Annotated in this window: 28 protein-coding genes, 3 pseudogenes and 2 riboswitches; of the genes and pseudogenes, 13 read left to right on the top strand and 18 right to left on the bottom strand. The window is 61.8% G+C overall.

The genetic code is table 11. The features are described from left to right. The first annotated feature begins 228 nt into the window (after nt 1-228). The 5 genes from queC (at nt 229) to FS320_RS18760 (ending at nt 4482) form a co-directional block, all read left to right on the top strand. A complete protein-coding gene (queC, locus tag FS320_RS18780) occupies nt 229-939 on the top strand; it encodes a 7-cyano-7-deazaguanine synthase QueC (RefSeq protein WP_162003089.1) in 711 nt (236 codons plus the stop codon). A gap of 56 nt (nt 940-995) precedes the next feature. Continuing rightward, nucleotides 996-1562 (top strand): VUT family protein, encoded by a 567-nt coding sequence (locus tag FS320_RS18775; protein ID WP_152713335.1) that lies wholly within the window; start codon nt 996-998, stop codon nt 1560-1562. 114 nt (nt 1563-1676) lie between these two features. After that, complete coding sequence (gene pabB / locus FS320_RS18770) at nt 1677-3059, top strand: aminodeoxychorismate synthase component I (RefSeq protein WP_152713334.1); 1383 nt, start codon at nt 1677-1679, stop codon at nt 3057-3059. Nucleotides 3060-3068: 9 nt separating this feature from the next. Then, nucleotides 3069-3668: an anthranilate synthase component II gene (locus FS320_RS18765; protein ID WP_152713338.1), complete on the top strand. Its 600-nt coding sequence runs from the start codon at nt 3069-3071 to the stop codon at nt 3666-3668. Then, on the top strand, nt 3655-4482 hold the full coding sequence (locus tag FS320_RS18760; protein ID WP_162003088.1) for an aminotransferase class IV: 828 nt from the start codon (nt 3655-3657) through the stop codon (nt 4480-4482). The genes FS320_RS18765 and FS320_RS18760 overlap by 14 nt, the downstream gene beginning before the upstream one ends. Before the next feature lie 56 nt (nt 4483-4538). Here FS320_RS18760 and folK read toward each other — a convergent pair whose 3' ends face one another. From folK to FS320_RS18735, 6 genes are all read right to left on the bottom strand, one after another. Next, nucleotides 4539-4853 (bottom strand): 2-amino-4-hydroxy-6-hydroxymethyldihydropteridine diphosphokinase, encoded by a 315-nt coding sequence (gene folK, locus FS320_RS18755; RefSeq protein ID WP_420846746.1) that lies wholly within the window; start codon nt 4851-4853, stop codon nt 4539-4541. Then, nucleotides 4850-5011 carry a 2-amino-4-hydroxy-6-hydroxymethyldihydropteridine diphosphokinase gene (locus tag FS320_RS50770; RefSeq protein ID WP_420846744.1) on the bottom strand — a complete coding sequence of 54 codons (162 nt, stop codon included), beginning with the start codon at nt 5009-5011 and terminating at the stop codon, nt 4850-4852. The genes folK and FS320_RS50770 overlap by 4 nt, the downstream gene beginning before the upstream one ends. Continuing rightward, nucleotides 5004-5372 carry a dihydroneopterin aldolase gene (gene folB, locus FS320_RS18750; RefSeq protein ID WP_162003087.1) on the bottom strand — a complete coding sequence of 123 codons (369 nt, stop codon included), beginning with the start codon at nt 5370-5372 and terminating at the stop codon, nt 5004-5006. Before folB ends, FS320_RS50770 begins: the two co-directional genes overlap by 8 nt. After that, on the bottom strand, nt 5369-6184 hold the full coding sequence (gene folP, locus FS320_RS18745) for a dihydropteroate synthase (RefSeq protein WP_152713332.1): 816 nt from the start codon (nt 6182-6184) through the stop codon (nt 5369-5371). The genes folB and folP overlap by 4 nt, the downstream gene beginning before the upstream one ends. 556 nt (nt 6185-6740) lie before the next feature. Next, complete coding sequence (gene thiD, locus FS320_RS18740; RefSeq protein WP_152713331.1) at nt 6741-7541, bottom strand: bifunctional hydroxymethylpyrimidine kinase/phosphomethylpyrimidine kinase; 801 nt, start codon at nt 7539-7541, stop codon at nt 6741-6743. Continuing rightward, the gene (locus tag FS320_RS18735; protein WP_152713330.1) at nt 7538-8194 is read right to left on the bottom strand and encodes a hydroxyethylthiazole kinase; all 657 of its coding nucleotides are present in this window, start codon (nt 8192-8194) and stop codon (nt 7538-7540) included. Before FS320_RS18735 ends, thiD begins: the two co-directional genes overlap by 4 nt. Then, a riboswitch (TPP riboswitch) is annotated at nt 8177-8278 on the bottom strand. Its footprint overlaps the gene before it by 18 nt. A gap of 83 nt (nt 8279-8361) precedes the next feature. Continuing rightward, nucleotides 8362-8469, top strand: a riboswitch (TPP riboswitch). Between the two features lie 56 nt (nt 8470-8525). Between FS320_RS18735 and thiC the strand changes: the two are divergent. The 6 genes and pseudogenes from thiC to FS320_RS18705 all read left to right on the top strand — a co-directional run bounded on the left by thiC (nt 8526) and on the right by FS320_RS18705 (nt 13938). Beyond that, nucleotides 8526-10377 (top strand): annotated as a pseudogene (gene thiC, locus FS320_RS18730) (phosphomethylpyrimidine synthase ThiC). Nucleotides 10378-10381: 4 nt separating this feature from the next. Beyond that, nucleotides 10382-11383, top strand: a complete 1002-nt coding sequence (gene thiO, locus FS320_RS18725; protein ID WP_152713329.1) for a glycine oxidase ThiO — start codon at nt 10382-10384, stop codon at nt 11381-11383. Beyond that, nucleotides 11361-11558: a sulfur carrier protein ThiS gene (gene thiS, locus FS320_RS18720; RefSeq protein ID WP_152713328.1), complete on the top strand. Its 198-nt coding sequence runs from the start codon at nt 11361-11363 to the stop codon at nt 11556-11558. The genes thiO and thiS overlap by 23 nt, the downstream gene beginning before the upstream one ends. A gap of 3 nt (nt 11559-11561) precedes the next feature. Beyond that, the gene (locus FS320_RS18715) at nt 11562-12332 is read left to right on the top strand and encodes a thiazole synthase (RefSeq protein WP_152713327.1); all 771 of its coding nucleotides are present in this window, start codon (nt 11562-11564) and stop codon (nt 12330-12332) included. Next, complete coding sequence (locus tag FS320_RS18710) at nt 12329-12940, top strand: thiamine phosphate synthase (RefSeq protein WP_152713326.1); 612 nt, start codon at nt 12329-12331, stop codon at nt 12938-12940. Before FS320_RS18715 ends, FS320_RS18710 begins: the two co-directional genes overlap by 4 nt. Further along, a complete protein-coding gene (locus FS320_RS18705) occupies nt 12937-13938 on the top strand; it encodes a HesA/MoeB/ThiF family protein (RefSeq protein ID WP_152713325.1) in 1002 nt (333 codons plus the stop codon). Before FS320_RS18710 ends, FS320_RS18705 begins: the two co-directional genes overlap by 4 nt. Before the next feature lie 22 nt (nt 13939-13960). On the opposite strand, the gene FS320_RS18700 is transcribed toward FS320_RS18705, so the two are convergent. From FS320_RS18700 to panD, 6 genes are read right to left on the bottom strand one after another with little or no spacing between them, the layout of a single operon-like run. Then, on the bottom strand, nt 13961-15553 hold the full coding sequence (locus tag FS320_RS18700; RefSeq protein WP_162003086.1) for an acetyl-CoA C-acyltransferase: 1593 nt from the start codon (nt 15551-15553) through the stop codon (nt 13961-13963). After that, nucleotides 15550-17028 (bottom strand): AMP-binding protein, encoded by a 1479-nt coding sequence (locus FS320_RS18695; RefSeq protein ID WP_152713324.1) that lies wholly within the window; start codon nt 17026-17028, stop codon nt 15550-15552. Before FS320_RS18695 ends, FS320_RS18700 begins: the two co-directional genes overlap by 4 nt. Beyond that, nucleotides 17025-17582: a biotin transporter BioY gene (locus tag FS320_RS18690; protein WP_152713323.1), complete on the bottom strand. Its 558-nt coding sequence runs from the start codon at nt 17580-17582 to the stop codon at nt 17025-17027. Before FS320_RS18690 ends, FS320_RS18695 begins: the two co-directional genes overlap by 4 nt. Then, nucleotides 17579-18211: an energy-coupling factor transporter transmembrane component T family protein gene (locus tag FS320_RS18685; RefSeq protein WP_152713322.1), complete on the bottom strand. Its 633-nt coding sequence runs from the start codon at nt 18209-18211 to the stop codon at nt 17579-17581. Before FS320_RS18685 ends, FS320_RS18690 begins: the two co-directional genes overlap by 4 nt. Then, nucleotides 18208-18942, bottom strand: a complete 735-nt coding sequence (locus FS320_RS18680) for an energy-coupling factor ABC transporter ATP-binding protein (RefSeq protein ID WP_152713321.1) — start codon at nt 18940-18942, stop codon at nt 18208-18210. The genes FS320_RS18685 and FS320_RS18680 overlap by 4 nt, the downstream gene beginning before the upstream one ends. 32 nt (nt 18943-18974) lie before the next feature. Continuing rightward, nucleotides 18975-19427, bottom strand: a complete 453-nt coding sequence (panD, locus tag FS320_RS18675) for an aspartate 1-decarboxylase (protein WP_152713320.1) — start codon at nt 19425-19427, stop codon at nt 18975-18977. A gap of 728 nt (nt 19428-20155) precedes the next feature. Between panD and FS320_RS18670 the strand changes: the two genes are divergently transcribed. Together FS320_RS18670 and FS320_RS50765 are read left to right on the top strand one after the other, a co-directional pair. Beyond that, a complete protein-coding gene (locus FS320_RS18670) occupies nt 20156-20506 on the top strand; it encodes an integration host factor subunit alpha (RefSeq protein WP_152713319.1) in 351 nt (116 codons plus the stop codon). A gap of 256 nt (nt 20507-20762) precedes the next feature. Further along, entirely contained in the window at nt 20763-21092 is a 330-nt protein-coding gene (locus tag FS320_RS50765) for a PilZ domain-containing protein (protein WP_152713318.1), read from the top strand. Nucleotides 21093-21303: 211 nt separating this feature from the next. On the opposite strand, the gene FS320_RS18660 is transcribed toward FS320_RS50765, so the two are convergent. From FS320_RS18660 to FS320_RS18635, 6 genes and pseudogenes are all read right to left on the bottom strand, one after another. Beyond that, a complete protein-coding gene (locus FS320_RS18660; protein ID WP_152713317.1) occupies nt 21304-22413 on the bottom strand; it encodes an HPP family protein in 1110 nt (369 codons plus the stop codon). Between the two features lie 328 nt (nt 22414-22741). Beyond that, nucleotides 22742-23018, bottom strand: a pseudogene (locus tag FS320_RS18655) (IS6 family transposase); the annotation flags it as partial. A gap of 28 nt (nt 23019-23046) precedes the next feature. Next, nucleotides 23047-23259 (bottom strand): hypothetical protein, encoded by a 213-nt coding sequence (locus tag FS320_RS18650; protein WP_192926306.1) that lies wholly within the window; start codon nt 23257-23259, stop codon nt 23047-23049. A 62-nt stretch (nt 23260-23321) separates the two neighbouring features. Beyond that, nucleotides 23322-24389, bottom strand: a complete 1068-nt coding sequence (gene arsB / locus FS320_RS18645; protein ID WP_152713316.1) for an ACR3 family arsenite efflux transporter — start codon at nt 24387-24389, stop codon at nt 23322-23324. A 10-nt stretch (nt 24390-24399) separates the two neighbouring features. Beyond that, nucleotides 24400-24822, bottom strand: a complete 423-nt coding sequence (gene arsC, locus FS320_RS18640; protein WP_152713315.1) for an arsenate reductase (glutaredoxin) — start codon at nt 24820-24822, stop codon at nt 24400-24402. Between the two features lie 8 nt (nt 24823-24830). Then, a pseudogene (locus FS320_RS18635) lies at nt 24831-25370 on the bottom strand (arsenate reductase ArsC). Nucleotides 25371-25519: the final 149 nt, after the last annotated feature.

Here is a 25519-nt window from a genome sequence, read left to right as displayed (position 1 = left end):
CGAAGCTGCGGTCGGCTGCAAGGTCATCAACATCATGACCAGCCTTGGCATGCCAGTATCCCAGCGCCTCGTCTGAACCCCAGGGCTAAGGGGTGCATGCGGCCCACCTCTCAATTATGCACCAACGGCCATCAACGATGCTTCTCGTTTCCTCATCCGTCTACCGCACAATCATCGGCCTGTGGGTCGATCCGGTCGCAGCCTACCCGGTCAAAACAAGGAGCCCTGGTGAAGACCCTCGTCATCTGTTCCGGCGGACTTGATTCCGTCACGCTCGCGCACGAAGTCGCGGCTGAGCGAACCCTCACGCGTCTCGTGTCCTTCGACTACGGCCAGCGTCATAAAAAGGAGCTCGACTCCGCGCGAGCCTGCGCCGACCGCCTCGGCGTACCGCATGACATCATCGACATATCGGCCGTCGGACGCCTCCTGACCAGATCGGCGCTGACCAGCAGCGAATTGGTGCCGGAGGGTCACTATACGGAAGACACCATGCGGATCACCGTGGTGCCGAACCGCAACGCCATCATGCTCGCGATTGCTTTCGGCATCGCTGCCGCCGAGCAGGCCGAGGCCGTAGCGGCGGCCGTCCATGGCGGCGACCACTTCATCTATCCGGATTGCCGCCCGGGCTTCGTTGAGGCGTTCGAGACCATGCAGCGCCGTGCTTTGGAGGGGCTAGCGAATATCGCCCTCTACACACCATTCGTGCGGCAGAGCAAAGCCGACATCGTGCGCGAAGGCGCAAGGCGCGGCGTGCCCTTTGCGGAAACCTGGTCCTGCTATCAGGGCGGCGAGCGTCATTGTGGGCGCTGCGGTACGTGCGTCGAGCGGCGCGAGGCGTTCCACCTCTCTGGAGTTGAGGATCCAACCCCATACGAGGACCCAGACTTCTGGATTGAAGCTTGCCGGAAATACCAGGAAAAGCAGTCCTCCTGAGGCTCGAAACTGACAGTCGCGCGACAATCGAAATAAGATCCCGAGAGAGGATAAACATGAATCTTGAGGCACGCCGCACCATCGAAGGTCTTGCGGCCTTTGCGGGCTTTACCGGCTGTATCCCAGCCGCCAATTGGCTCGTCAGCAACCTAGGAACTGTCTGTGTTCCAGGGGGCCCTTGCTTGATCCCCGTCGCCCCAGGCTTGGCCGCTCCGAGCGGTGTACTCATCGTCGGTCTGGCACTGGTGCTGCGCGATCTCGTTCAGCGGCGCCTGGGGCGGTCCTGGGCCTTAGCGGCGATTGGTCTCGGGGCCATCCTCTCGGCAGTTTTTGCCCCGCCCACGCTCGTGCTCGCCTCGACCGCGGCCTTCCTGCTGTCCGAACTGGCGGACCAGGCCGTCTACACACCATTGCAGCAGCGGGGGCTGGTCCTGGCTGTGGTGGCAAGCAGCGTCGTCGGCCTCGTGATCGACAGCATCGTCTTCCTGGCCCTGGCATTTGGCAGCCTGGAATTCCTGTTGCCGCAGATCCTCGGCAAAGCCTGGATGGTGGTCTTGAGCATCCCGGTGATGTCCTGGCTGCGCCAGCGGGATGAGCGGATTCGCATGCCGGTGCAAACGTGACCGATTACTGTATCGGCCTCGGTTTCGCGCCCAGTCGCTTTCCCCCACCGCTTGTTGCATGAGGTAAGCAGCCCAAGAACCCCCACCTTGATCTGATTATCGACGGCCGATGGCATGCGACACCCAACCCATCTTGAACATCTTGGCAGCCTTGACGCTTTCACCTGCGTGCAGACACTGTCGCACTTGCCCGATGTGCTGTTTCTGGACAGCGCCCTGCGCCATCCTGGGCTCGGGCGCTACTCCTTCGTCGCCGCGGACCCGTTCGGCCGGTTTGTCGTGCGGGGTGGGCGAGCCTTTTGGAACGGCGACCCCTTACCACAATCTCCGCTGTCCGCCCTACGCTGCCTGTTAGATCGGTACTGCCAATCGAGGGTAGACAGCCTGCCGCCCTTCCAAGGGGGTGCGGCAGGGTATCTGGCCTATGATTTTCGGCATACCTTCGAGAGGCTCACACCGGCGCCGGCCGATTACCCCTGCCCGGAGGCCGTGCTCGCATTCTACGATGTTGTCGCGAGCTTTGATCACCGGAGCGGCGACGCGTGGCTTGTTTCAACCGGCTGGCCCGAGCAGGATCCAGACAGACGTCAGAAGCGGGCTATAGCGCGCGCCCAGTACTTTCGGGGGCTTCTCAGCCATGGGCCGTGCCCGCTCCGTGACTGCAAGCTCGCGAGCCGATGGACATCAAACTTTTCGGCCAGCGGCTACGGGGAGGCGGTTAAGGCTGTGATCGAGTCGATCCTGGCCGGAGACATTTTTCAGGCGAACATTGCGCAGCGCTTTATCGCTCATATTTCCAATGACTTCGATGCGCTTGCCTTCTACCGCCAGCTGCGGCGGGTGAATCCTGCAACCTTTGGCGCCTTTCTCGACTTCGACGAGATGACGATCGCCTCGAGTTCCCCCGAGCGGTTTGTGAAGGTCGACCGGGGCTGTGTCGAAACACGCCCGATCAAAGGCACAGCTTCTCGCTCCTCTGATCAGCAACGTGACCAAAACCTGGCGGAGGCACTGCTGTGTTCTGAGAAGGATCGGGCCGAAAACCTGATGATTGTCGATCTGCTGCGCAACGACCTGTCGCGGGTGTGCAGGCCACACACCGTGCGCACGCCGGTGCTCTGTGACTTGGAAAGCTATGCGGCCGTTCACCATCTCGTCTCAGCCGTCGAGGGTCAACTCCATCGAGGCGCAACGGCAACCGACGTAATAGCAGCCTGCTTCCCGGGCGGGTCGATCACGGGTGCGCCAAAGATCCGCGCCATGGAGATCATCACGCAGATCGAACGCTGCGCCCGGCAGGTCTATTGTGGCTCCATCGGCTACTTTGGCTTCGACGGGACAACTGATATGAACATCGCGATCCGGACCGTGATGCTGAAAGACGGATCAGCGGTGTTTCACGCGGGCGGTGGGATCACGGCGCTCTCCGACCCGCAGGCCGAGTACCAGGAAACCTTGGCGAAGGCCCAGCGCCTATTTGCGGCCTTTGAAGCATAAATGACCGGAATGATTCTGATCATCGACAACTACGACTCCTTTGTCTTCAACGTCGCGCGGTACTTCTCCGAGCTGGGCGAGACGGTGCAGGTGGTCCGCAACGATGCGATCGATCTTGGCACGATCCGCGCTTTATCGCCGAAAGCCGTCGTGCTCTCGCCGGGGCCATGCTCCCCGTTAGAAGCCGGCGTGTCCTGCGAGATCGTCCGGCATCTCTCGGGATCGCTCCCGATTCTGGGGATTTGCCTTGGTCATCAATGCATCGGGCAGATCTTCGGATGGCGGGTCACGCGGGCACGCCACCCCATGCATGGGCGCTCCTCTGCCATCCGGCATAACGGTCAGGGCATCTTCAACGGCATGCCCAATCCATTGCAGGCGGGGCGTTATCATTCACTGATTGTCGAGGAGGATCGGAACTCGACGGAGTTGGCGGTGACCGCGCGCTCTGAAGACGGCGAAGTCATGGCCCTGCAGCATCGACGCCACCCCACCTTTGGCGTGCAGTTTCATCCGGAGTCCATCCTGACCGAGCAGGGACACGCGCTCTTGTCCAACTTCCTCGATCTCGCTGCGCAAGCCGGGGAGGGTCGCTGTGCTGTGGTTTGATGGAGTGATCTCGGACGATCCGCGAGCCGGTTTCGACTTGCGTGACCGGGGGCTTCTGCTGGGCGACGGCTTGTTCGAGACGCTCGTTGTCGCTAATGGCCGAGCCTTCATCCTCGACGCCCATCTCGATCGTCTTCTTGCCGGAGCGGCTGCCTTGAACATCCCGGTCGACCGGGCGTCTCTGCGACGGCCGGTTGACGATCTGACTGCCGCTCTCCCCGATGGCGGCATCATTCGCCTGACGCTGACCCGTGGGGCGGGGCCACGCGGCCTGCGTCCTCCTGCCTCTCCACAGCCCACCATCTTTGCGAGCGCGTCCGGACCGTGGTCCCCCAATCCGACGGCTGCGGAGGTGCGCTTGGCAACGGCGCGGATCCGACGCAATCCTCATTCTCCCACATCACGATACAAAACGCTTGCCTATCTCGATCACGTCCTCGCCCTGCAGGAGGCGCTGGATCAGGGTGCGGACGACGCGCTCCTCTTGGAAACGGGCGGGCATTTGGCCTGCACCAGTGCGGGAAACATTTTCGTCCTCCAGGGAGAGAGCCTGCTGACCCCGTCCCTCGACAATGGAGTGTTGCCTGGAATCACCCGTGCCCTTGTGCTCGATGTTGTGGCCCCCGAACTTAGACTGATCCCTCAGGAGGTGAGCCTGTCGAGGGACAGCCTCTTTCAAGCCGATGCCGTGTTTCTGACCAACTCTGTCGTGCTCGTGACGCACGCGACGGAACTCGACGGCAAGCCGCTCTCCCGCACCGGACAGAAGACAGTCGAGCATATTCGCGCCAAGCTCCTCGCCTTGATGAGGTGACACGGATCATGAGATTGGCCTGCGATTGGAACTGGCGGCAACAGCCCTGCATTCAGCTAAGCCAGCTTCGTGATGCCCCTGCAGTTCATGGTAGCGAGGATGTCTGCAATGGTTTTCCGACCCAGCTTCAGCTCAGGTGCGATCTCAGCCAGCGGCACCAGAACAAAGGCGCGCTCCGCGAGATAGGGATGGGGCAGTGCCAGGCTGGGGGTGTTCACCTCCAGATCCTCGTAGGTGAGAAGATCGATGTCGATCACCCGTGGACCCCACTTGACGTCCCGGACCCGTCCGAGGTCCCGTTCCACCTGAAGGCACAGGGCCAGGAGGTCATGCGGCGCAAGCTCGGTCTCAGCGACAGCGCAGGCATTCACGAACCAGTCCTGAGCAACCGGCCCCACGGCTCCGTGCGGTAGTCGGCGGAGCGGGTGAGAATCCGTGCCCCACCCGCGTCGAGAGCGGACAAGGCCTTGGCAATGGCGCCGCGCTTGTCGCCGAGATTGCTGCCGAGGCTGAGCGTGACCCTAGCCATTGCGCGACCGCCTGATCTCGACCGCAACACCGTCGAGGATGAACGGGACCGGCGCCTGGGGCTTCTCGACCCGGACTGCCACGGACGCCACTGGCGGGAAGCCGTCGAGCACGCTGGTGGCGATCACCTCGGCCAGGCCCTCAATGGTCTCGAAGCGACGCATTGTGCCGATCTCATGAACGAGCTTGGCGAGGCTCGCATAGCAGACGGTCTGCCGATAATCATCAGCCTGCCCGGCCGGTTTCAGGTCGAGCGAGCAGGTCAGGCTGACATAGAAGCGCTGCCCCAAACGGGCCTCTTCGGCGTGAACGCCATGATGGGCATACAGTGCCAGACGGGACAGCGTGATCGTGTCGCTCACGGCAGGGTCCTCAGCACGATGTCAGCCACGCGGCAGGCCTCGACGTGCGCCCTGACGTCGTGAACACGTACAATGTCGGCTCCTCGGCTCACAGCAGCCAGATGCGCCCCCAAGGTGCCAAAGAGCCGGTCTCGTGGCGGGACCTGGGGATCGTAAAAGCGGCTCAGGACCGATTTGCGGGAGGCTCCCACGAGCATGGGGAAGCCCAGTGCCTTCAGCTCCGGCAGGCGGCGGAGGGCCTCCAGGTTCTGGTCGGCGGTCTTGCCGAAGCCAATGCCGGGATCCAGGATCAGGTGGGCGTCCGGGATGCCGGCTTGGTGGGCGAGGGTCAGGGACCGCTCGAAGAAGCGCAGCAGGTCGGCCATGATGTCGAGCGAAGCATCGAGCTGGGCGCGGTTGTGCATCACGATCGCGAAAGCACCGTGCTCCGCCACGACGGCCGGCATGCCGGGATCGCGCTGAAACCCCCAGATGTCGTTGACGATCCTCGCTCCCGCCGCGAGGGCCGCCTGGGCCGTTGCCGCTCGATAGGTGTCGATGGAGATCGGCACCGTCAAGACAGGAGCAAGAGCCTGAATCACCGGCAAAACCCGCCGCTGCTCCTCCTCGGCTCCCACGGGCGTATGGCCCGGGCGCGTGGACTCTCCGCCGACATCGATGATGTCAGCGCCGGCCTTCTCCATCTCGCGGGCATGGCTGACGGCAGTGGCTTGATCGCTAAACAGACCTCCATCTGAGAACGAGTCCGGCGTGACGTTCAGGACACCCATGTTCAAGGTGCGTGTGCCGAGTTCTTTCAGGATCGCGGTCATGGCTCACTTCAGGTCACGAAGGGTTTTCCTTCTGGCGCGGTTTGCGCCAGAAGTCGAGCACTGGTTGATCGGCGGACCAAAAGGCACTGCTCAAAACCAGCCGCAACTTCAATACACCCTCGGCTTCGATGCTTGGGCAGGCTAGGCGTCTTGATCCCTCCGGCTGAAAAGCCATGGCGATTCTGGGGCGGCGTGTGATCGAATGCATTCCCATTGCCACATGGATGTATGCTGTCGTTTACGCCGGGCAGAAGCGGATCGGGTGAGCGCTTAGGAGAGTCGCGCGTTTGCAGATCCATCCACTTCAAATGCGTCGGCACGCAAGCCGATGTGGTCTCGAGGTCTCCGCCGTCGGATGTCTCCCAACCGGAGCGGCTCTGGCCAGCAGCCCCCGTCAGGCGCAGGTTCGCCAACGAGACCCGAATGACTTGCGCAGTCAATGAGATCTTCCTGACGTTTAGAGGGGAACGCGCCCTGGCGGAGGGTTCGCGTGCGAGTAACAGTGGGTGTCGCGAGAACCGAGACTCCGGCGCCTAGCGCCGCACGGCGTGAGTGCTTAGGACCAAGTGGCATGGAAGTGATGCACGGGTCCGTGCCCGCGCCCGACATGGAGTTGATCGGAAGCACCAATGGCGGCAGTGATGAAGCGCTTGCTGGCAGCAATCGCGTCGGGGAGCGACAAGCCTTTGGCGAGCCCGGCTACAATGGCCGAGGACAGGGTGCAGCCGGTGCCATGCGTATTGCGCGTGTCGATGCGAGACGCCGCAAAGCGCCATATGCCCTGCTGATCGATGAGAATGTCGGTGCTCTCCAGTCCCGTGCCGTGGCCGCCTTTCAGGAGAACGGCCTTGGGGCCAAGTGCCAGGATGCGCTTGGCCTGACGGCACATGGTCTGCTCGTCCTGAGCCAACGGCTCGTCGAGGAGCGCCGCAGCCTCCGGAAGATTTGGCGTGACGAGCAGCGCCATGGGGAGCAACACGCGGCGCAGCGCGTCAATGGCCCTCGGCACGAGCAAGCAATCGCCACTTGCCGCCACCATCACGGGATCGAGTACGACCCGCGCTGCGCTGTAACGCGCAAGCCCTTCCGCCACCTCTTCGACGACAGCGGGTTGTGACAGCATGCCGACCTTCACCGCGTTGACGGTGAGATCAGAGAAGACGCTGTCGATCTGCTGTGTGACGAACTGAGGAGGAACATCGTGAATGCTCTGAACGCCGATCGTGTTCTGGGCTGTGAGCGCGGTGATCACGCTCGCACCATAGACGCCGAGGGCCGAGAAGGTCTTGAGGTCCGCCTGGATGCCGGCGCCACCGCCTGAATCCGAGCCCGCGATCGTGACGGCAATGGCGGTCATGCCAGAACACTCCGCGATATCAGACCCTGATCCGCCCTATGCCGTAGCCGGGGTTTCAGGTGGCTGCCATGCAGGGAGCCAAGTGCTGCGCCGAGGATGGTTCCGGGGCATCCCGTGGCAGTCACTCGGGTCATCAGCGGATGACTGTTCTCGACGCGAATGATGGGGACGCGATCCGTCATCCAGCCCACCGCGCCAATCAAGGCCGCGATCGTACCGTGAGCCTTCGCGAAGGCCTGCACGGTTTCAGGTGTTGCGTCCGCTCCCGCGAGAGCCGAAAGCTCGCCTGCGTCGGAGCGCAGGACATGCGACCTGCCCGTAAGGCCGGAGCTAGCAGATTCCAGGCGGGGCGGGGAGGCTTCAACAAAGTCGGAATTGAGGATCCAGGGCTTGGCGTGCGCGCGAGCAGCCGCAATAGCCTTCGCGACCGCCGCACGACGCTTGCTGTCGAGCCTGCCGAGATCGGCGAGCAGCGCGGGGATCAGAGAGCGAATGCCGCCTGCGTCCAGCAAATAGTTAAACGTAAAGGTTCGCGCCGCAGCATTGGTGATCGCATGGACGCGCGTGCGCTGACCGCGAAGGTGGCTGAGCAGATGCCTGGCCACTTCTCGAAAACTAAAAGCATCCGATCCGAACGCCGGTGTACTCGCCATCCCTCCGCCGGCATAATCCGGATCAGGTTCGATGGGTTGATCGAGACGACCTCTCAGCCCGAGCGGGCACCCCAAGGAGATGCTGCCGTGATAATTCCTTGGTTCTCCTTTTGCAAGAACGAATCTGTTCAGCTCTTGACAGCCGAGACCACGTCCACGAGGATCGCATCCGTTCCGAGGGGAGCCCTGTGAGGGGCTGAGAGTCGGCTGATCCGCCGTGACCCTTGAACCTGATCCGGGTCATACCGGCGGAGGGACTGGAACTACCGAGCGACACGCGATCCCTCAGCTCGCTTGCCCGGATCTCCCTTTGTCAAAGAGGAGAGATCCAGTGACTGTTCATGTCGATGCGCCTAAGGGTGCTCCCCAATCCGTCACCACCGGTCCCATTCAGGGCTCGCGCAAGGCCTATGCGGCACCTGATAGCAGACCCGATATCCGGGTGCCTTTCCGCGAGATTGTTCTGACGGATCCCAATGAGGCACCGGTCCGCGTTTACGACCCCTCTGGTCCCTATACCGAGACGGATGCGGTCATTGACCTCGCCAAAGGTCTTCCACTTGTGCGCGAACCCTGGATCGCGGCGCGGAATTATGTGGCGGGCGAGCCGCGACCCGTGAAACCTGAGGACAATGGGAATGTTTCGGTCGACGCGCTTGTGGCACCATGTCCGGCCGAGCGTGTCGTGCGCCGTGCCGCCTCCAGTCAGCTCGTGACTCAATACGAGTTCGCCCGGGCCGGGATCATCACAGAGGAGATGATCTACGTCGCGCACCGCGAGAACCTCTGCCGCGAGGCCATGCTGGCCGAGGCGGAGGAGAGGATTGCCGATGGTGAGAGCTTCGGGACCACCATCCCGCCCTTCATCACGCCGGAGTTCGTGCGCCAGGAGGTGGCTCGAGGCCGCGCTATCATCCCGGCTAACATCAATCACCCGGAACTGGAGCCCATGGCAATTGGGCGCAACTTCCTGGTCAAGATCAATGCCAATATTGGCAACTCTGCCGTGGTCTCGACCGCAGCCGATGAGGTGGAAAAGCTCGTCTGGGCAATCCGCTGGGGCGCCGACACGGTGATGGATCTCTCCACGGGGGCGCAACATTCACAACATCCGCTCCTGGATCCTGCGCAACGCGCCGGTGCCGATCGGCACAGTGCCGATCTATCAGGCGCTGGAAAAGGTCGGTGGCGATCCGGTCAAACTCGACTGGGAGGTCTTCAAGGACACGCTCATCGAGCAGGCCGAACAGGGCGTCGACTATTTCACCATCCATGCGGGTGTGCGGCTGCCCTATGTGCCGCTCACAGCCAACCGCGTCACTGGCATCGTCTCCCGCGGTGGCTCGATCATGGCGCGCTGGTGCCTGGCGCATCACAAGGAGAGCTTCCTCTACGAGCGCTTCGATGAGATCTGCGACATCCTGCGGGCCTATGACGTCTCATTCTCTCTGGGCGACGGCCTGCGCCCCGGATCCATCGCCGATGCGAATGACGCCGCCCAGTTCGCGGAACTCGATACCCTCGGCGAACTCACCAAGGTGGCTTGGGGCAAGGGCTGTCAGGTCATGATCGAGGGGCCCGGCCATGTGCCGATGCACAAGATCAAGGTGAACATGGACAAGCAACTCCGTGAATGCGGAGAAGCGCCCTTCTACACCCTTGGTCCGCTCACCACGGACATCGCACCCGGATATGACCACATCACATCCGGCATTGGCGCCGCCATGATCGGCTGGTTTGGCACGGCGATGCTCTGCTACGTGACGCCCAAGGAGCACCTCGGGCTACCGAACCGGGACGATGTGAAGACGGGGGTGATCACCTACAAGATCGCCGCTCATGCCGCTGATCTGGCAAAGGGCCACCCGGCGGCGCAGGTGCGGGACGATGCCCTGTCTCGCGCCCGGTTCGACTTCCGCTGGCAGGATCAGTTCAACCTTTCGCTGGATCCGGATACGGCGCGCGCCTATCACGATGAGACCCTGCCGAAGGACGCGCACAAGGTGGCGCATTTCTGCTCCATGTGCGGTCCGAAATTCTGCTCGATGAAGATCACCCAGGATTTGCGGGCGGAGGTGGCGGCAATGAGCCCTGAGGCTCAGGAGCACCTGGCCGGCCTGCGCACCAAAAGCCACGAGTTCTTGGCCAGTGGCGGTCAGCTGTATGTCCCAGCCTCGGAGTAGCGCAATGCACATCCGTGTCATTGGCGCCGGTGTCGCTGGCCTGACAGCGGCACTGGAATTAGCCGAGCGAGGCGCCATGGTCGAGGTCCTTGACCGTGGCCCATACCTCGGTGCGGCCGCTTGTTCCTGGTGCGCGGGCGGTATGCTCGCACCCTGGTGTGAACGTGAGAGCTCAGATCCTGCCGTGGCGGAATTGGGTCATCGTGCCATCGACTGGTGGCTGAGGCGATTTCCAGGGACCACACGCAAAGGTACATTGGTGATCGCACAGCCACGCGACGTGGGCGAACTCACTCACTTTGCTCGCAGAACGGAACGCTTTGACTGGATCGACGGCGATCAGATTGCGGAGATCGAGCCTGATCTGAAAGGACGATTCTACAAAGGCCTGTTTTTCGCGGACGAAGCGCACCTCGACCCCCGCAGCGCGCTGACAGCACTCGCTGCACGTCTTGTAGAGCTTGGTGTCTCTCTACGATTTGGTACCGAGGCTACCACCGAGGATCGTGATGTCGACCGCACCATCGACTGTCGCGGCTTTGCCGCGCAGGGGGATCTTCCGGACTTGCGCGGCGTCAAGGGTGAGATGCTGCTCGTCAAAACACAGGAGATCTCCCTCCAACGCCCTGTCCGCCTGCTTCATCCGCGCATCCCCCTCTACATCGTGCCGCGCGAGAATGGGCTCTTCATGATTGGAGCAACGATGATCGAGAGCTCAGATCGAGGTCGCGTTACGGCACGCTCAGCGGTTGAACTCCTCAATGGAGCGTATTCTGTTCACCCGGCCTTCGGCGAGGCCGAGATTATCGAGTTTGGAGCCGATGTCAGGCCCGCCTTTCCTGACAATCTGCCCGCGATCCGGGACTGCGGCCGAACGATCTACTTCAACGGCCTGTACCGTCACGGATTTTTGCTCGCTCCTGCCTTCGCGACCCGGGTCGCCGATGCAGTACTCTACCCTAGAGCGACTTTGGAGATGACGCATGAGGATTATCCTGAATGGTGAGGAGCGTGAGATTGAGGAGCGGCTCCTGGCGCGCGCTCTGTGTGAGCTCGACTTCGGCGATGCCGTTGTGGCCACGGCCGTCAATGAACGATTCGTGCCCGCATCCCAGCGATCGGCCATCGAGCTGAACGACGGCGATCGTCTCGAGGTCCTCGCGCCGATGCAAGGAGGGTAGGGCATGATGTTTTATGATGTCGAGCTTGCGTCACCCTTGATGCTGGGAACCGCACAATATCCATCACCGGCCATCCTGGCAGCGGCGGTCCAAGCCGCGGGTGCAGAGGTGGTAACCGTCTCACTCCGGCGCGAGGCGAGTGGCAATCTGGCCGGACAGGCTTTTTGGTCGATCATCCGTGATCTCGGCACACGCGTTCTGCCCAATACGGCTGGATGCCGCACGGTCAAGGAGGCGGTCACAACGGCCCATATGGCCCGGGAGGTCTTTGGTACGCCGTGGATCAAACTCGAGGTGATCGGCGAGGAGGACACGCTCCAGCCGGACGTCTTCGGCTTGGTCGAAGCTGCGCGCATTCTGACCGAAGAAGCCTTCCAGGTCTTTCCGTATACGACGGAGGACCTTGTTGTGGCCGAACACCTGCTGGCGGCGGGTTGTCGGGTTCTGATGCCTTGGGGTGCACCGATCGGCTCAGGGAGAGGTCTCAACAATGTCTTTGGATTGAAGATGCTCCGGGCTCACTTTCCCGATGTGCCGCTTGTGGTCGACGCTGGGCTTGGCCTACCCTCACACGCTGCGGCAGCGATGGAGCTTGGGTTCGATGCGGTTCTTCTAACTACCGCGGTTGCCAAGGCCGGTGATCCGGTCGGGATGGCCAAGGCTTTCGCCCTGGCGGTTGAAGCGGGACGGCTGGCCCGACGCTCCATTCCGATGGAGCCACGGGAGATGGCGCGCCCGTCAACTCCGGTGATCGGCAGGGCGTTGCTGGCATGACGCTCGTGCTTGATCCCTTCTATCTCATTGTCGATAACGCGGCTTGGGTGCGGCGCCTGGTGCCGCTCGGTGTGAAACTCGTTCAACTTCGCATCAAGAATGAGTCCGATGCCGCAATCGCACGTCAGATTCGAGAGGCGAGGATCTGCTGCGAGCAGCACGGTGCTCAACTTGTGGTCAACGACTACTGGAAGCTTGCCATTGCGGAAGGCTGCACCTTCGTTCACCTCGGACAGGAAGATCTCGCCGGTGCGGATCTAGCTGCCATTCGAAAGGCTGGCATGCTGCTGGGTGTGAGTACGCATGATCACAGCGAACTCGATCAGGCGCTCTCGGCTGCTCCGGACTACGTGGCTCTGGGACCGATCTTTCCGACAGTCCTGAAGCAGATGCCTTGGGCTCCACAGGGCTTGAGCCGCATCACGGAATGGAAGCAGCTCATTGGAGAGATTCCGCTCGTTGCGATCGGTGGTCTGACCATCGACCGCATCCCAGTGGTTCTGGATGCTGGCGCTGACAGTGTGGCGGTGGTGACGGACATTCTCCGGCACCCGGACCCGGAGCAACAAACCCACCGTTGGATCGCGTTGACGAGGATTATGGGATGACTACACGCTATGCACGGCAGATCGTGCTCCCGGAGGTGGGTGAGGCTGGTCAAGCCGCGCTTGCTTCATCATCGGTGCTGGTGGTCGGGGCCGGCGGTCTTGGGTGTCCCGTCCTGCAATACCTCGCGGCGGCGGGTATCGGGCGCATTATGATTGTGGATCATGACCGCGTTGACGAGAGCAACCTGCACCGACAGCCGCTCTATCGCACGACCGACATTGGCCAGCGGAAAGTCGAGGCTGCTCGGAAGGCTCTCGAAGCCCTTAACCCGTCTGTGGTTGTTGACGCGCGTGCCATCTCCCTTGGTCCCGCCGCGGCCAAGGATCTCGTGAGAGGCGCAGATGTCATCGTGGACGCCGCCGATAGCATCGCGGTCACGTACATTCTGAGCGATGCCTGCAAGGCAGCGGGCAAACCCTTGGTCAGTGCGTCCTGTGTGGGTTTGAAGGGCTATGTTGGTGCTTTCTGTGCCAGTGCTCCGAGCTACCGCTCCGTGTTTCCGGATATTCCTCAGAATCTTGGGAACTGCGCCACGCTCGGGGTCCTGGGCTCGGACGTTGGCGTGCTTGGTGGCTTGCAGGCGCAGATGGTGTTGGCCCTGATTCTGGGCCTGGATCCGTCACCCCTCGGGCGGCTGGTTTCGGTTGATCTGAAAAAACTGGAGTTTGGCGGGTTTTCGTTCCTGGATGCACCAGAGGCGACTGGTTTCGCACCGCCGTTTATCGCGCCATCGGATGTCAACGCCGAAGATACTGTTTTTGAGCTCAGAAGCCTTGATGAGGTGTTGGTCTCTCCGTTTCCGCAGGCCCGCCGCGCGACCGTGGACACGATCGTGGAACGAAGCCGGGATATCTCACATTCGCGCCGAATCGTGCTCTGCTGCCGCAGCGGGTTGCGAGCGTGGCGAGCAGCCGGCCTCCTGAGGGATCAGGGCCATCAGAAGCTGGCGCTCGTTGCTATGGGCGATATCAACGAGTTGTGTTCGCAGGGCGTTTGAGCGGCTTGTTGACTGTGATCTTTCAGCTCCGGAATGCATCAACGCGGTTGGCCTCCAAGGCAACAGTTCGGTCGAGCAACACCAGCTCGCACTGCATCTCAACAAACGTTGTCAACCCTCGCTGACTCACGTCCAGAAGACGCCCACACAGTCGGAACGGCGCGTCGCATGCGATGGCCTGCCGGAATCGCACATACCGCAGGGCTGCAAGCCAGCCGCTCTGGACCTCCGTGACGAGATAGGTCTCCCGGATCAAGGACGGCAGGAGGGCGAGGAGCAGGTGACCCGGAACGATCGTTCGCCCACTGATTAATTCATGAGCGGCGCGAGACGAATCGACATGAATCCATTGCAAATCGTTGGTCAGCGCCGCAAAGGCGTTGATGATATCCTGTCCCACCTGATGCCATTGAGTCGGACCAAGCGGCTGATGCAGGAACTGGCCGAGATCCGACGCTTGCTTGACGCGCAAAGGTTCACCCATGCAATCTCCGGAAGAGTGAAGGAGAAGTGCGCTTCCCAGCCCTCCAGCAGCCGCAATTGCTGCAAGTCCGAAGCCACCAACCCTCGACTGCGCCATCTCATGCCACAATCGAACGGCCAGGATTGCGCCTGAAGCGCCAATGGGGTGCCCCCTCGCAAGGGCGCCGCCGCCACAGTTGACGCGGCTTGCGTCGAGACCCAAGGCTGCGATCCCAGCCATCGCCTGTACGGCGAAAGCTTCCATAATTTCCACACGCGACAGCTCAGAGACCGTGGCCTCTTGGCGGTCAAGCAGCCTACGGGCCGCCGGGATCAGCGCAAGGCCGGGCCGGACTGGATCACCGCCCACCCTGGCTCCCCCGAGCACTTCCAAAACCGTGCGATCCACGTGCTGAGCGATGGACGCGGAGGCCACAAGAACAATGGCGGCGCTGTCGGCCTCGACGGCCACGGTCGCTGCGGTCACTCCATGCACCCTGTCGCCGGCCAGCACTGGCAACCGACGACAGAGAGCCGGTGTCAGCTTGCGTGGGAAGGCATCCTGCGTGACACCCCCGAGCGGCACAATCTCGCCCACGTGCTGCGCGCTCAGGGCTTTGGCGTGGCTCGCCACGGCGAATGCTTCCTGATCGGCACGCCGGATCGCGAGTTCTTCCGCTAAGGCGGCTGCCGCCGGAATCATGTCCGGATCCTGATCAGACCACGGCGTGAAGGGAGGGCGGTCGTACGATTGGGGCTCGTCGTCAGCACCTTTCGGAGGCCTGATCCGCATGGGCGCGCGACTGTAGCTCTCCACACCCCCCGCCACGATGAGGTTTGCCTCGCCCGCTTGAATACGGGTCGCCGCTGCCAGGATCGCATCCAAGCCTGCGCAGCATTGGGTGTCGAGCGTCATGGCGGGGATCGCTTCGGACAAGCCGGCGGCGAGCGCGGCAAGGCGGGCTGGGTTTCCGCCGCCATACAGAGCGTTGCCCAGAATGACCTCGTCGACCTGTGCAGCCGAGACGCCGACGTCGTCGAGCACCGCCCGGATGGGACCTGCTGCCAGTTCGTGCGCCTCAAAGCCCGCAAATGCACCCCCGCATGGGACGACAGCGATGCGCCGAGCTGCAATCAGGAACGCGCGGCTCATCGCAGAGCCTTGTAGCGGCCCTGAGGCCATGCTTCGCGCAAGGCTTCATGATCCGTCTTGCCGGAGCGCGTCAGTGGCCAGTCGCTAACGACCCCATAGACCCGCGGCACCTTGAACAGCGGCAAAGCCCGGCGGCCATAAGCGATGAGAGCGGAGCGACTGACGCTCTGATCGCGCAGAGCGAGCATCGCAACGATCCGCTCGCCCCGCTGGGCATCGGGCATGCTGAGCACAGCCACGGCAGCAATGCCCGGATGCTGTTCGAAGACCCGCTCGATTTCCTCCGGATAGACGTTCTTGCCAGACGAGACGATCATTCGGTTGGCGCGGCCGACCAGATGCAGAAAGCCGCCTGCGTCGAGGAAACCGACATCACCCACCGAAACCGCCGAGCCCGCGCGCCAACAGCCGCCAGTCCCGCCATAGGCGTAGTTCATAAATACCAGGGGGCTTTCGACGAAAACTCGTCCAGGCTGGCTCACCGGCAGGACACACCCAGCCTCATCGCGGATGGTAATGGTCACCCCCGGAAAGGCCCGCCCAACCGACGTCACAGGCACAGGTTCGCTATCCTTTGCCACTGTCACGAAGCTCAATTCGGACGCTCCATAGAACTCGGCAAAGCGGGCATTGGGAGCAAAGGCTTTAAGGCGCGGCAGGGCCTCGGAAAACCACTTGGCGCCCGAGCTCAGGATCCAGCGCAGGGACGACAATGGCTCTTGCTGCCCCTCCTCAGCCGCCTCGATCACCAGAGTGAGCTGCGTTGGCACACCGTAGAGCACCGTCGCCCCGTACTGGGTGATGAGGTGCAGCACCTGCGTCGGCTTGAAACGACGGCTCAGGATGACTGTTGCCCCGGCATGCAGGCCATTCATGAAGGCATAGAGAAACAGGGAGTGGGTGAGCGTCCCGGGGGCGGCGACAATATCGGTGGGACCAAGACCGAACTCGATGGCATCGCCCGTGAAGCTCTCCAGCCAGGAGCGATGCGAGCGGCGGTATCCTTTGGGCTCCCCGGTCGATCCGGACGTAAAACCGACATAGAAGGCTGTGCTGGGATCGGTCTTTGGGACCGCTCCGTGACATGGAGGAGCCAGAGACGCACTGAGCGTTTGGAGTGAAGCCGATCGATCAATGAGAACAACCTGATCACCCGCGACACTTGGGGTGGAGGTGAACACGCGGGCAGGGCGCAGACTGGCGAGAACCCTCTGCGTCATCTCCGCAGGCCAGTCCGGATCTAGGATCTGGGCTTCGCGACCCGCCCGGGCCGCAGCCAGACTCAGCAGCGCGAGAGGCAGACCGTTGGGCAGATGAAGGGCAATCCCGCCCAGAGGCTCCTGGTGCAGCGATGCGGCCAGGCGGGAGACGACTTCCTCCAGCTGCGCGTACGTCAGCGCATCGTCCTCAACGATCAGCGCGAGGCGATCCGGGGCTGCCCGGGCGTGCTCCGCAATGGCCGCGGTCACGTTCATGGCTGCGGGACAGATGCTCTCACGCGCATGGACGCCGGCATGCCCGCCACAACCGCGCCCGTTGCAATGGCCTTCAGAAGGTCGCCGGGCAGGAAGGTGAGGCTTGCCAGGGCCGCTTTCGCCAGCGGCATTCCGGTCATGAGGACAAGACCTGCAATTCCGCATGCATAAATGACACCAACTCCGCCCAGGATTGACGCTGCGGCGGCAGAGATGCCAGCGGGCAGCCTGGGCAGCGCACGAAAGACCAGCCCGGTCACAATCACACCAGGAACCCAGCCCAGCAGGAAACCGACCGTCGGGCCAAAGAAGACCCCGAGCCCACCGCGTCCGCCGGCCAGGAGCGGGCCCCCAAGCGCCACGACCGCGAGAAAGAGCACAACGGCCGCGGCCCCAGAGCGAGGGCCGAGAAGAACGCCGGCCAGCATCACGCCGAGGGTCTGAGCGGTCACGGGGACGCCAGCCGCAAAGGGAAGGTCGATCTTGGGCAGAAGCGCGAGGGCGGCAATGATCGCTGCAAACAGTGCAACGCGAACGAACTCACGGGTGGTCATAGCTTGTCTCCTGGAGGATGTGGAGCGGAGGGACGGGTGTTGAAGCCGCGCGCGTCGAGGGCTTCGGCCACTTGGTCAGCCATGCGAAGCGCCTCGGCGATGAAGGAGGGAATGAGTCTGATCGAGGCGCGGCGGCCGGTGCGGGCGCGCCAGGCCTCCTCGCGCTGCTGCCACGCGGACAGCAGAACCGGAACGAAGCGGAGCACCAGGGCGATGCCGAGGGCGGGCACGCGGGGATTGAACCCAAGCCGTCTGAGCGGTGCCAGAACCGGAGCCAGGGCGTCGATCATGCTCTGCATGGTCGTGGTGAAGGTCACGAGGCTTGCGACCAGCACCATCAGGAGGATGCGTGTGGTCGAGGCCGCGGCCGCAGGCCACGTCTCCAGCCAGCCCTGGAGCAGCGCGATCACAAGCAGAAATGGGATCAAGGGCCTGAGCAAGGCCAAGCGCTGCAAGGCCTCGCGCCCAAGGCTGGCGTAGATCAGCAGCACCAGGACCAGTCCCGCTCCGAGCACCCGCCAATCCGTCACCGGCAGGACGAGAAAGCTCAAGACCGTGACGGCTGCAAGCTTCAGGCCAGCTGGAACGCGGTGCAACCACGTGGGGCCGGCGAGGTATCCCGCAATCATACGAGCTCCCTCATCCCCCGATGCGCCTCCGCTCTGTAGGCCTCCAAGACGTCCCGCGGAGGTCCATCGGCTCGAACCCGTCCTTGCTCCAACCACACGACCCGATCGAACGGTGCCAGGAAGTCGAGATCATGGCTGGCCATGACGATTGGCTGATCGAGAGCCTGTAGCTGGTCCGCAAAGGCGAGCCGGGTCGAGAGATCCAAGCTGGCGAAGGGCTCGTCCAGCAAAATGAGACTTGGCTCAAGGGCGAGGACAGAGATCAGGCAGACCAGTTGCTTCTGCCCCTCCGACAGATCGTGCACCACTCGCTCAAACCAGTCTGTTCGACCGAACCGGCTGAGCCAAACCAGAGCCTGATGCATAGCTTCACGTCGTGTGTCCCCTCGCTCCTGGAAGCCGAATGCAATCTCCTCACCCACCGTTGGAAAGATGATTTGGCGATCAGGGTTCTGAAACAGAAAGCCGACCTGAGACGGGATCTGCTTCCTGTGTGTACCTGTGTTCAGGCCAAGTGTTGTGACGATACCGCCCGCCGGCAGAGCTAATCCGTGGGCCAGCCGAAGCAGCGAGCTCTTGCCCGAGCCGTTGGATCCGATGAGCCCAATGCGCCGCTCTTGCAGCGAAAGCGAGAAGCCGTCGAAAACAACGCGCTCACCGTGAGCGAAGGTCGCCTGGTCGAAGATGATGTGGGGATTGGGGCGCACGAGCCGCGCTGCTCCTTCAGTCATCGGTGATCCGCTCACAAGCGGCGAGGGCGAGATTACCCAACGCCCGTGAAAAGGGGGATCGGCTGCCTGACACCTTGCTCATCGAGAATCGAAAATTGATAGCGTCCTGTTTCATCGAGCCGCACCTGATAGCTCAGACGTTCACTGACGTGATTGTCGCGGTCGAAGGTCAAGATTCTCGGAGCCATCGCGGTGATTTGCCCCTCAGGAATATAGATCGAGTTGCAGATGATCACTGGATCCCCAGGTTGGCAGGTTCGTGCCGCCGCGCCATTCAAGATGCAACACCGCGATCCGCGCTCCCCGAGAATGACATACGTCGAGATCCGGGCGCCGGAGCTCTTGTTCCAGATCTCCACGAACTCTAGTGGAAAGATCCCCGCCTCTTCACAGTGTTCCGGATCCAAGGTGATCGAGCCGTGATAGTTCAAGTTTGCCTCGGTCACGTGGATGCCGTGCAACTTGGCAGCAACAACTTTCCTCATGGTGCATTCGTTCCTGAAGGCTGTCGATGCACTAGGCCGCCTGCAACGCAGCGTCGTCGCTCCGGCGATCGATCCTGGTCAATTCCGTGCTGCACGAATCGAGCTCAGTTCTCAGAAGAAGCGCCGACATCAACGCCACACACGGGCTTCCGACGAACCAAGAGAAGACCCTCAGTCTGCGAACGGTTTTAGCGTGGCAATGAACCTGGGTTCAAGAGTTGGATTTTCTCTATTCATTCCTGGATGGAGATCGTTTTTGCTGTCTAAGGATCACAGACAGTCATCTCGTGCTCTTTTAGGTCGATTGTCGCAAACGAAAGGATGAGCAAGTCGTGACAGAGCCGAATTGCGCGGGCGCATTCTGTCTTTGGAAGAAGGCGGTGCGGGAGGATGGTGCGACTGAACTTTCGCAAGATGGCGTCCCACTCAGGTGCAAGAGCAGAGAACGGGATTCAGCACGCGAGAATAGCCATGAAGGCTGCAGAAGACGCCTGCACTCTGTGTCTTCCCCGTCACAAATTATTTCCATTTGAAAAAATATAATTTCGTAATCGATTACATTGCTGACATGGGATTTCAAATAAAAGCGTCTGGCGATAAGGAGCGTTCGCGACCCGCTGACTCCCTTGTGCACATGCGGTGTCGCTCCTCTGCAAAGAGGGTTTCCTCCCCAACTTGGGGCTGCTGGCAACGGCAGCCCATTTCTTTGGCCAGTCTAGGCTGCGGTAATGGCGCGCAAGAATGTGATCCGGACAGACCTCATTGATGCCGTTTGTCAAAAGATCGATCTCTCGCGAACTGAGGCCGCGGAGATGGTCTCACAGGTTGTGGGAGAGATTTGCGATAGTCTTGCCGCAGGTGAGAGTGTGAAACTGTCGGGGTTCGGCACCTTCCATGTGCGCGACAAGGCAGAGCGGGTGGGGCGGAACCCGAAAACAGGGGTCGAGGTCCCGATTGATCCACGCCGGGCCATCACGTTCATTCCCTCGGACGTTCTCAGAGCTCATCTGAATCAGTCTTCCACGCCGGCCTTCGGGGACCCAAAGGATAGTGAGTTTGAGGAACGTCGGACCGCATGAAAACGGAGTTGGGACCGGGGCAGAATTGGAGTTTCTCACGGTGCGCTAATCATGGCACCTTGATCGGCTTGGCTGCTGCCGCGTTCCACCACATTCGTCACGCCATCTCGTCGGACATTCCTGAGAACTTCTACAGGCGTATCGTTCGCGCACCGACAGCAGGGGTCTCCGGCGGCGCCATTCTTTTCGCGGTTATCATCGCTCCCATGGATCGGCGGTTGTCAGGCACCGACTCACCTGGAGGCGTTAGAGCACAATGATGAGAGAGGATGAACGCCGCTGGCATTGCAGACGCTCGTCAGATTTCAGTGCCAATATTGTGCTTCCAAAGCAATCGCCGACCGTGACCTGTACTGTCGAAAACATATCCGCCGGCGGTGTTCGGATCAGGTTGCCAACGGCTGTCGCTCTACCAAAGGAGTTCGTGTTGGAGATCCCCAGCCTCAACCTGCGTGTTAATGCACGTGTGGCATGGAGCCGAGGCGAGCATCATGGCGTCAAGTTTCTCTGGCGGCAACACAAGAGCTCCCGCGAAGCGGGTGCCAGTCCTGATCGACCTTGGGGGTCCTTAAGCCTAACGGGTTAGTCGCCCGGAACCGGGGGGAAGAAACCCCGCCCGGGCCGGGCAACCGAGCCCGCACCAATGCCGTTTGCGGGCCTACCACACGATCTGGACTCGGCTTGCCATAGTGAGAGCGCCAATGTCCTCTCCGGTATGGCCGAGGGCAGGCAAAACAGGCACCCTGCTTCAGTCCACGAGTGCGGGCGGATCCAAGAACATCACCGATAAGCCGTTGTTACTTTACAACAGACAAGGTCGCTCGTCCACGCTCGGGTGAACCCGATGCCGTTGCCAACTGAGATCGGAACAGCCCCGCGATAAGATCTGACTGCGCCACGATGCCAACGAGCTGGTCATCGTCATTCACAATTGGAATTTGCTCCAACCCAGCGTCGGCCATCAGTGGAACGAGTTGGGCGACAGCCACATCTTGCCGGGCTGTTGGGACGGGAGCCGTCATGACCTGTCCCACGGAGCCTGCTTGTCCTCGTTCGATCCGGATCACCCGACGGGCCATTTGACGGATGCCGATCCGAAGGCCTCGATTGGCATCCCAGTCACTGTGCTTGATGAGATCGGCTTGGGTGATTATCCCAACGACGTGGTGATTGTCGGAGACAACCGGTAAGGCTTTCACACTGTGCTGACGAAGAAGCCCCCACGCCACACGCAGTGGCGTTTCGGCTGTAACGGATACAATGTCGCGAGACATGATATCTGCGCACACGACTCGCCCAAATCGGCGATGATATGCCTGCACCTCGACCTTCCTGAACAAGGCCTCAAGGCTGTCGCGACTCACGTCAACGACTTCATCGTTTTCGCGCAGGATCGCATCCAGATCGTCACTCCTGAACCCGACTCGTTGCAAGGGTGCAGGGTCCGTCGTTTTGTGATGATTGGACGAGGTGGGCTTGGTCAGATGCGGATAGCGTCGACCGGTTAAATTGTTGAACAGAACTCCCATCACCAGCAGGATCAATGACTCGGGCGCGACAGGCCAAAGGACAAACCCATACCCGGCAGCCTTGATCGCCGGTCCGCCAAGAACAGCCATCAGCGCCAGAGCTCCGCCCGGAGGGTGCAGGCACCGGAGAACGAACATCACGGCCACTGAGACAGTCCCCGCGAGCATGGCCGCCATGAGCGGATCTCCCAGGCATTTGGCGCATGTCACCCCGATGGCCGCCGACACCACGTTCCCGCCGAGAATGGACCATGGTTGTGCCAACGGGCTCGCCGGCAGAGCAAATAGAATGATGGCGGAAGCTCCCAAAGGCGCACTCAGGAGAGGCAGATTCCCAGGAGAGCCGAGAAAGCCTGCTCCGACGAATCCGACCGTCATAATGCCCGTTACTGAGACGGCTTGGGTGCAGTTGAAAGATCGGCCGTCATGGATAGGACCGTATAGCCGGCTAGGCTCCGGCACAGTTCAAGATCACCCAAGCCGTCTCAATAAGATTCCAGCGCAAACGCGAAGCTGCTCCAGACGACTGATATGAGTCAGATCGGGAATAAGGCGTTTGGCCCAAGAGAGATACCGAAGCACTTTGCTCATCGGAAACTATCGCATCGGGAGGGGAATTGCTGGAGCTGGGGCGTGCTTAGCCTGAACCGGGCGTGTTTGATAGTCGCAACCTGCAAGAAAAGCCGTTCTGCTCAACAGTCCGCTACAACCAGTGCTTTTTTGCCAGAGATGCGGATGACTACCTCATCGAGGTGCCAGATGTCAGTCGAACATGGCTGTTTGCGACGAAGGCCGCGGGCGTACTCCGGACCGAGTTTGTTGCACCAGCGGCGGATCGTTTCATAGGACGCGACGATGCTGCGATCGAGCAAAATCTCCTCAACCAATCGCAGGCTCAGCGGGAATCTGAAGTAAAGCCGGACTGCATGGGCGATAATCTGGGGTGATAACCGGTGGCGTTTGTAGCTGAGAGGTTTGGTCATGCAGCGGTTTCTAAGCCGCGGCTCCTCATCAAAAGTTACTCGACATCCCCGACAGCTCCAGCAACTCCTGCACCTTGGAGTGGTCACTGGCGGTAGCGTCCGGCAGCTGCAGGCCGTGCGGATCGAAAACGCAGGTATCGGCCCCGAAATCCCTGAGGAGCCGTTCGGCCTCGAATGTCAGGAAGGGGCTATAGGAGCATTCCCTCAGGGGCCTGTAGAGCAGGAGGGCGCGTGGACACACGCCTTGGCTCCAGCTTGCTGTGGTCCGGAACATCCAGGACGGAGAAGTCGATGTTGGGACGATCACTCATCGGCTGGAACCCTCCGTATCGAGGGAGCTGACCGCTTGGCGCCGCGCTCATACCAGCCCTGACTGCGGTTCACGATCCACACGACGGACAGCATCACAGGCACCTCGATCAACACGCCGACGACGGTCGAGAAAGCCGCTCCGGAGTTGAAGCCGAACAGGCTGATGGCGGCGGCCACCACGAGCTCGAAGAAGTTCGATGCACCGATCAGGGCCGAGGGGCCGGCGACGCAGTGCTGCTCGCCCGCGACCCGGTTGAGCAGGTAGGCCAGACCCGAGTTGAAGTAGACCTGGATCAGGATCGGCACCGCCAGCATGGCGATGATCAGGGGCTGCGCGAGGATCTGCTCGCCCTGAAAGCCGAACAGCAGCACGAGGGTGGCCAGGAGGGACACTAGCGACAGCGGCTGGAGGATCCGCAGTAAACCGGTGAGGGATGCCTCACCGCCATTCGCCAGCAGGCGTCCACGCAGAAACTGGGCGAGGATCACCGGGATGAAGATGTAGAGCACGTCCGAGAGCAGGAGCGTGTCCCACGGCACGGTGATCGCGGACAGGCCGAGCAGCAGGCCGACGATGGGCGCGAAGGCCACCACCATGATGACGTCGTTGAGCGCCACCTGGCTGAGGGTGAAGTGCGGCTCGCCCTTGGTCAGGCGGCTCCACACGAACACCATCGCCGTGCAGGGCGCGGCCGCCAGGATGATGAGGCCCGCGATGTAGGAGTTGATCTGGTCTGCTGGCAAGTACGGCTTGAACACGTATCCGACGAAAAGCCAGCCGAGCGCCGCCATCGAGAACGGCTTGACGGCCCAGTTGACGAAGAGGGTCACGCCGATGCCGCGCCAGTGCTTGCGCACCCGTCCCAGCGAGGCGAAGTCGATCTTGATCAGCATCGGGATGATCATGAGCCAGATCAGGGCCGCTACAGGCAGGTTGACCTTGGCGACCTCCAGGGCACCCACGGACTGAAAAAACCCGGGGAAGAGGTGGCCAAGGGCGATCCCGGCCACGATGCACAGCGCGACCCAGAGAGTCAGATAGCGTTCGAAAATGGACATACTGAATCCTTCAGGCGGTGGTCACGCGGCGTCCGTGCTCGTCCACCACGCACTCGCCGTCTTCCTTGACGAACTCGCCCTGCTGTGGCGGCAGGAGATCGAGGACGGCCTCGGACGGCCGGCACAGGCGCACGCCCTTCGGCGTGACGACGATCGGACGGTTGATCAGGATCGGGTGCGCCAGCATCGTGTCGAAGAGCTGGTCGTCGGTCATCGGATCATCGAGGCCGAGCTCATGGTAGGGCGTGCCCTTCTCGCGGATGACGTCGCGGACCGCGATGCCCATCCGGTCGATGAGCTGGCGCAGCAGGAGTCGGGTCGGCGGCGTCTTCAGGTACTCGATCACGTGCGGCTCGATCCCGGCGTTGCGGATCATGGCCAGCGTGTTGCGGGACGTGCCGCAATCCGGGTTGTGGTAGATGATGACGTCCATGAGGAACCTCAGGCCTGGCGGCGGTCGAAGGGAAGGACAGTCGCGGGCGGCGCGCCCTCAAGGCGCCCAATCTCCTTCAGGTGATGGGTGAGGGCGATCTCGTCGAGGCTTGCCATGGGCAGGGCCAGGAAGGCGGAGATCCGGTCCTTCAGGTACTTGAAGGCTTGGACGAACGCCTTTTCCTTCTCGATGTCCGGACCTTGGATTGCTGCGGGATCCTCGATGCCCCAGTGGGCGGAAGCCGGATGGCCCGGCCAGACCGGGCAGGCCTCGCCCGCGCTGTCACAGACGGTGAAGATGAAGTCCATCACGGGCGCGTCCGGCCGGGCGAACTGGTCCCAACTCTTGGAGCGGAAGCCGTCCGTCGGTTAGTCGAAGCTCCCCAACACCTTGATCGCGAACGGATTGACGACGCCCTTCGGCTGGCTCCCTGCCGAAAATGCGTTGAAGCGGCCGGCACCATCCTTGCGCAGGATGCCCTCGGCCAGGGCCGAGCGGGCGGTGTTGCCCGTGCAGAGGAACAGCACGTTGTAGAGACGATCAGCCATTAGAGCGCGTTGACATTCAGGCTTTCGACGGACTCGCAAATCTGATTCAAGCTCCTTTTGGGCGCGGAGGCTTGGGTGAGCGGAGTTCGTCTGATGTTGAAAGATCACCAGTGGGATCGGATGGAGCCGCATTTGCCGGGCAAACGCAT

Origin of the sequence: Microvirga tunisiensis, from assembly GCF_009296175.1 — a bacterium.
Taxonomy (GTDB): domain Bacteria; phylum Pseudomonadota; class Alphaproteobacteria; order Rhizobiales; family Beijerinckiaceae; genus Microvirga; species Microvirga tunisiensis.
Note: the sequence above shows the minus strand (reverse complement) of the source record. Positions and strands in the feature narration are given on the sequence as shown.

Bases quoted from the DNA above. Each gene is read 5' to 3' on its own strand.
- FS320_RS18690 (WP_152713323.1), bottom strand. From the start codon at position 17,582: ATGACCACCCGTGAGTTCGTTCGCGTTGCACTGTTTGCAGCGATCATT.
- FS320_RS18670 (WP_152713319.1), top strand. From the start codon at position 20,156: ATGGCGCGCAAGAATGTGATCCGGACAGACCTCATTGATGCCGTTTGT.
- FS320_RS18715 (WP_152713327.1), top strand. From the start codon at position 11,562: ATGATGTTTTATGATGTCGAGCTTGCGTCACCCTTGATGCTGGGAACC.
- FS320_RS18775 (WP_152713335.1), top strand. From the start codon at position 996: ATGAATCTTGAGGCACGCCGCACCATCGAAGGTCTTGCGGCCTTTGCG.
- thiD (WP_152713331.1), bottom strand. From the start codon at position 7,541: ATGACCGCCATTGCCGTCACGATCGCGGGCTCGGATTCAGGCGGTGGC.
- FS320_RS18695 (WP_152713324.1), bottom strand. From the start codon at position 17,028: ATGAACGTGACCGCGGCCATTGCGGAGCACGCCCGGGCAGCCCCGGAT.
- FS320_RS18710 (WP_152713326.1), top strand. From the start codon at position 12,329: ATGACGCTCGTGCTTGATCCCTTCTATCTCATTGTCGATAACGCGGCT.
- FS320_RS50770 (WP_420846744.1), bottom strand. From the start codon at position 5,011: ATGGCTAGGGTCACGCTCAGCCTCGGCAGCAATCTCGGCGACAAGCGC.
- FS320_RS50765 (WP_152713318.1), top strand. From the start codon at position 20,763: ATGATGAGAGAGGATGAACGCCGCTGGCATTGCAGACGCTCGTCAGAT.
- pabB (WP_152713334.1), top strand. From the start codon at position 1,677: ATGCGACACCCAACCCATCTTGAACATCTTGGCAGCCTTGACGCTTTC.
- FS320_RS18680 (WP_152713321.1), bottom strand. From the start codon at position 18,942: ATGACTGAAGGAGCAGCGCGGCTCGTGCGCCCCAATCCCCACATCATC.
- FS320_RS18685 (WP_152713322.1), bottom strand. From the start codon at position 18,211: ATGATTGCGGGATACCTCGCCGGCCCCACGTGGTTGCACCGCGTTCCA.
- FS320_RS18660 (WP_152713317.1), bottom strand. From the start codon at position 22,413: ATGACGGTCGGATTCGTCGGAGCAGGCTTTCTCGGCTCTCCTGGGAAT.
- thiO (WP_152713329.1), top strand. From the start codon at position 10,382: ATGCACATCCGTGTCATTGGCGCCGGTGTCGCTGGCCTGACAGCGGCA.
- FS320_RS18735 (WP_152713330.1), bottom strand. From the start codon at position 8,194: ATGGCGAGTACACCGGCGTTCGGATCGGATGCTTTTAGTTTTCGAGAA.
- arsB (WP_152713316.1), bottom strand. From the start codon at position 24,389: ATGTCCATTTTCGAACGCTATCTGACTCTCTGGGTCGCGCTGTGCATC.
- panD (WP_152713320.1), bottom strand. From the start codon at position 19,427: ATGAGGAAAGTTGTTGCTGCCAAGTTGCACGGCATCCACGTGACCGAG.
- folP (WP_152713332.1), bottom strand. From the start codon at position 6,184: ATGACCGCGATCCTGAAAGAACTCGGCACACGCACCTTGAACATGGGT.
- FS320_RS18705 (WP_152713325.1), top strand. From the start codon at position 12,937: ATGACTACACGCTATGCACGGCAGATCGTGCTCCCGGAGGTGGGTGAG.
- FS320_RS18765 (WP_152713338.1), top strand. From the start codon at position 3,069: ATGATTCTGATCATCGACAACTACGACTCCTTTGTCTTCAACGTCGCG.
- FS320_RS18700 (WP_162003086.1), bottom strand. From the start codon at position 15,553: ATGAGCCGCGCGTTCCTGATTGCAGCTCGGCGCATCGCTGTCGTCCCA.
- thiS (WP_152713328.1), top strand. From the start codon at position 11,361: ATGAGGATTATCCTGAATGGTGAGGAGCGTGAGATTGAGGAGCGGCTC.
- arsC (WP_152713315.1), bottom strand. From the start codon at position 24,822: ATGGACGTCATCATCTACCACAACCCGGATTGCGGCACGTCCCGCAAC.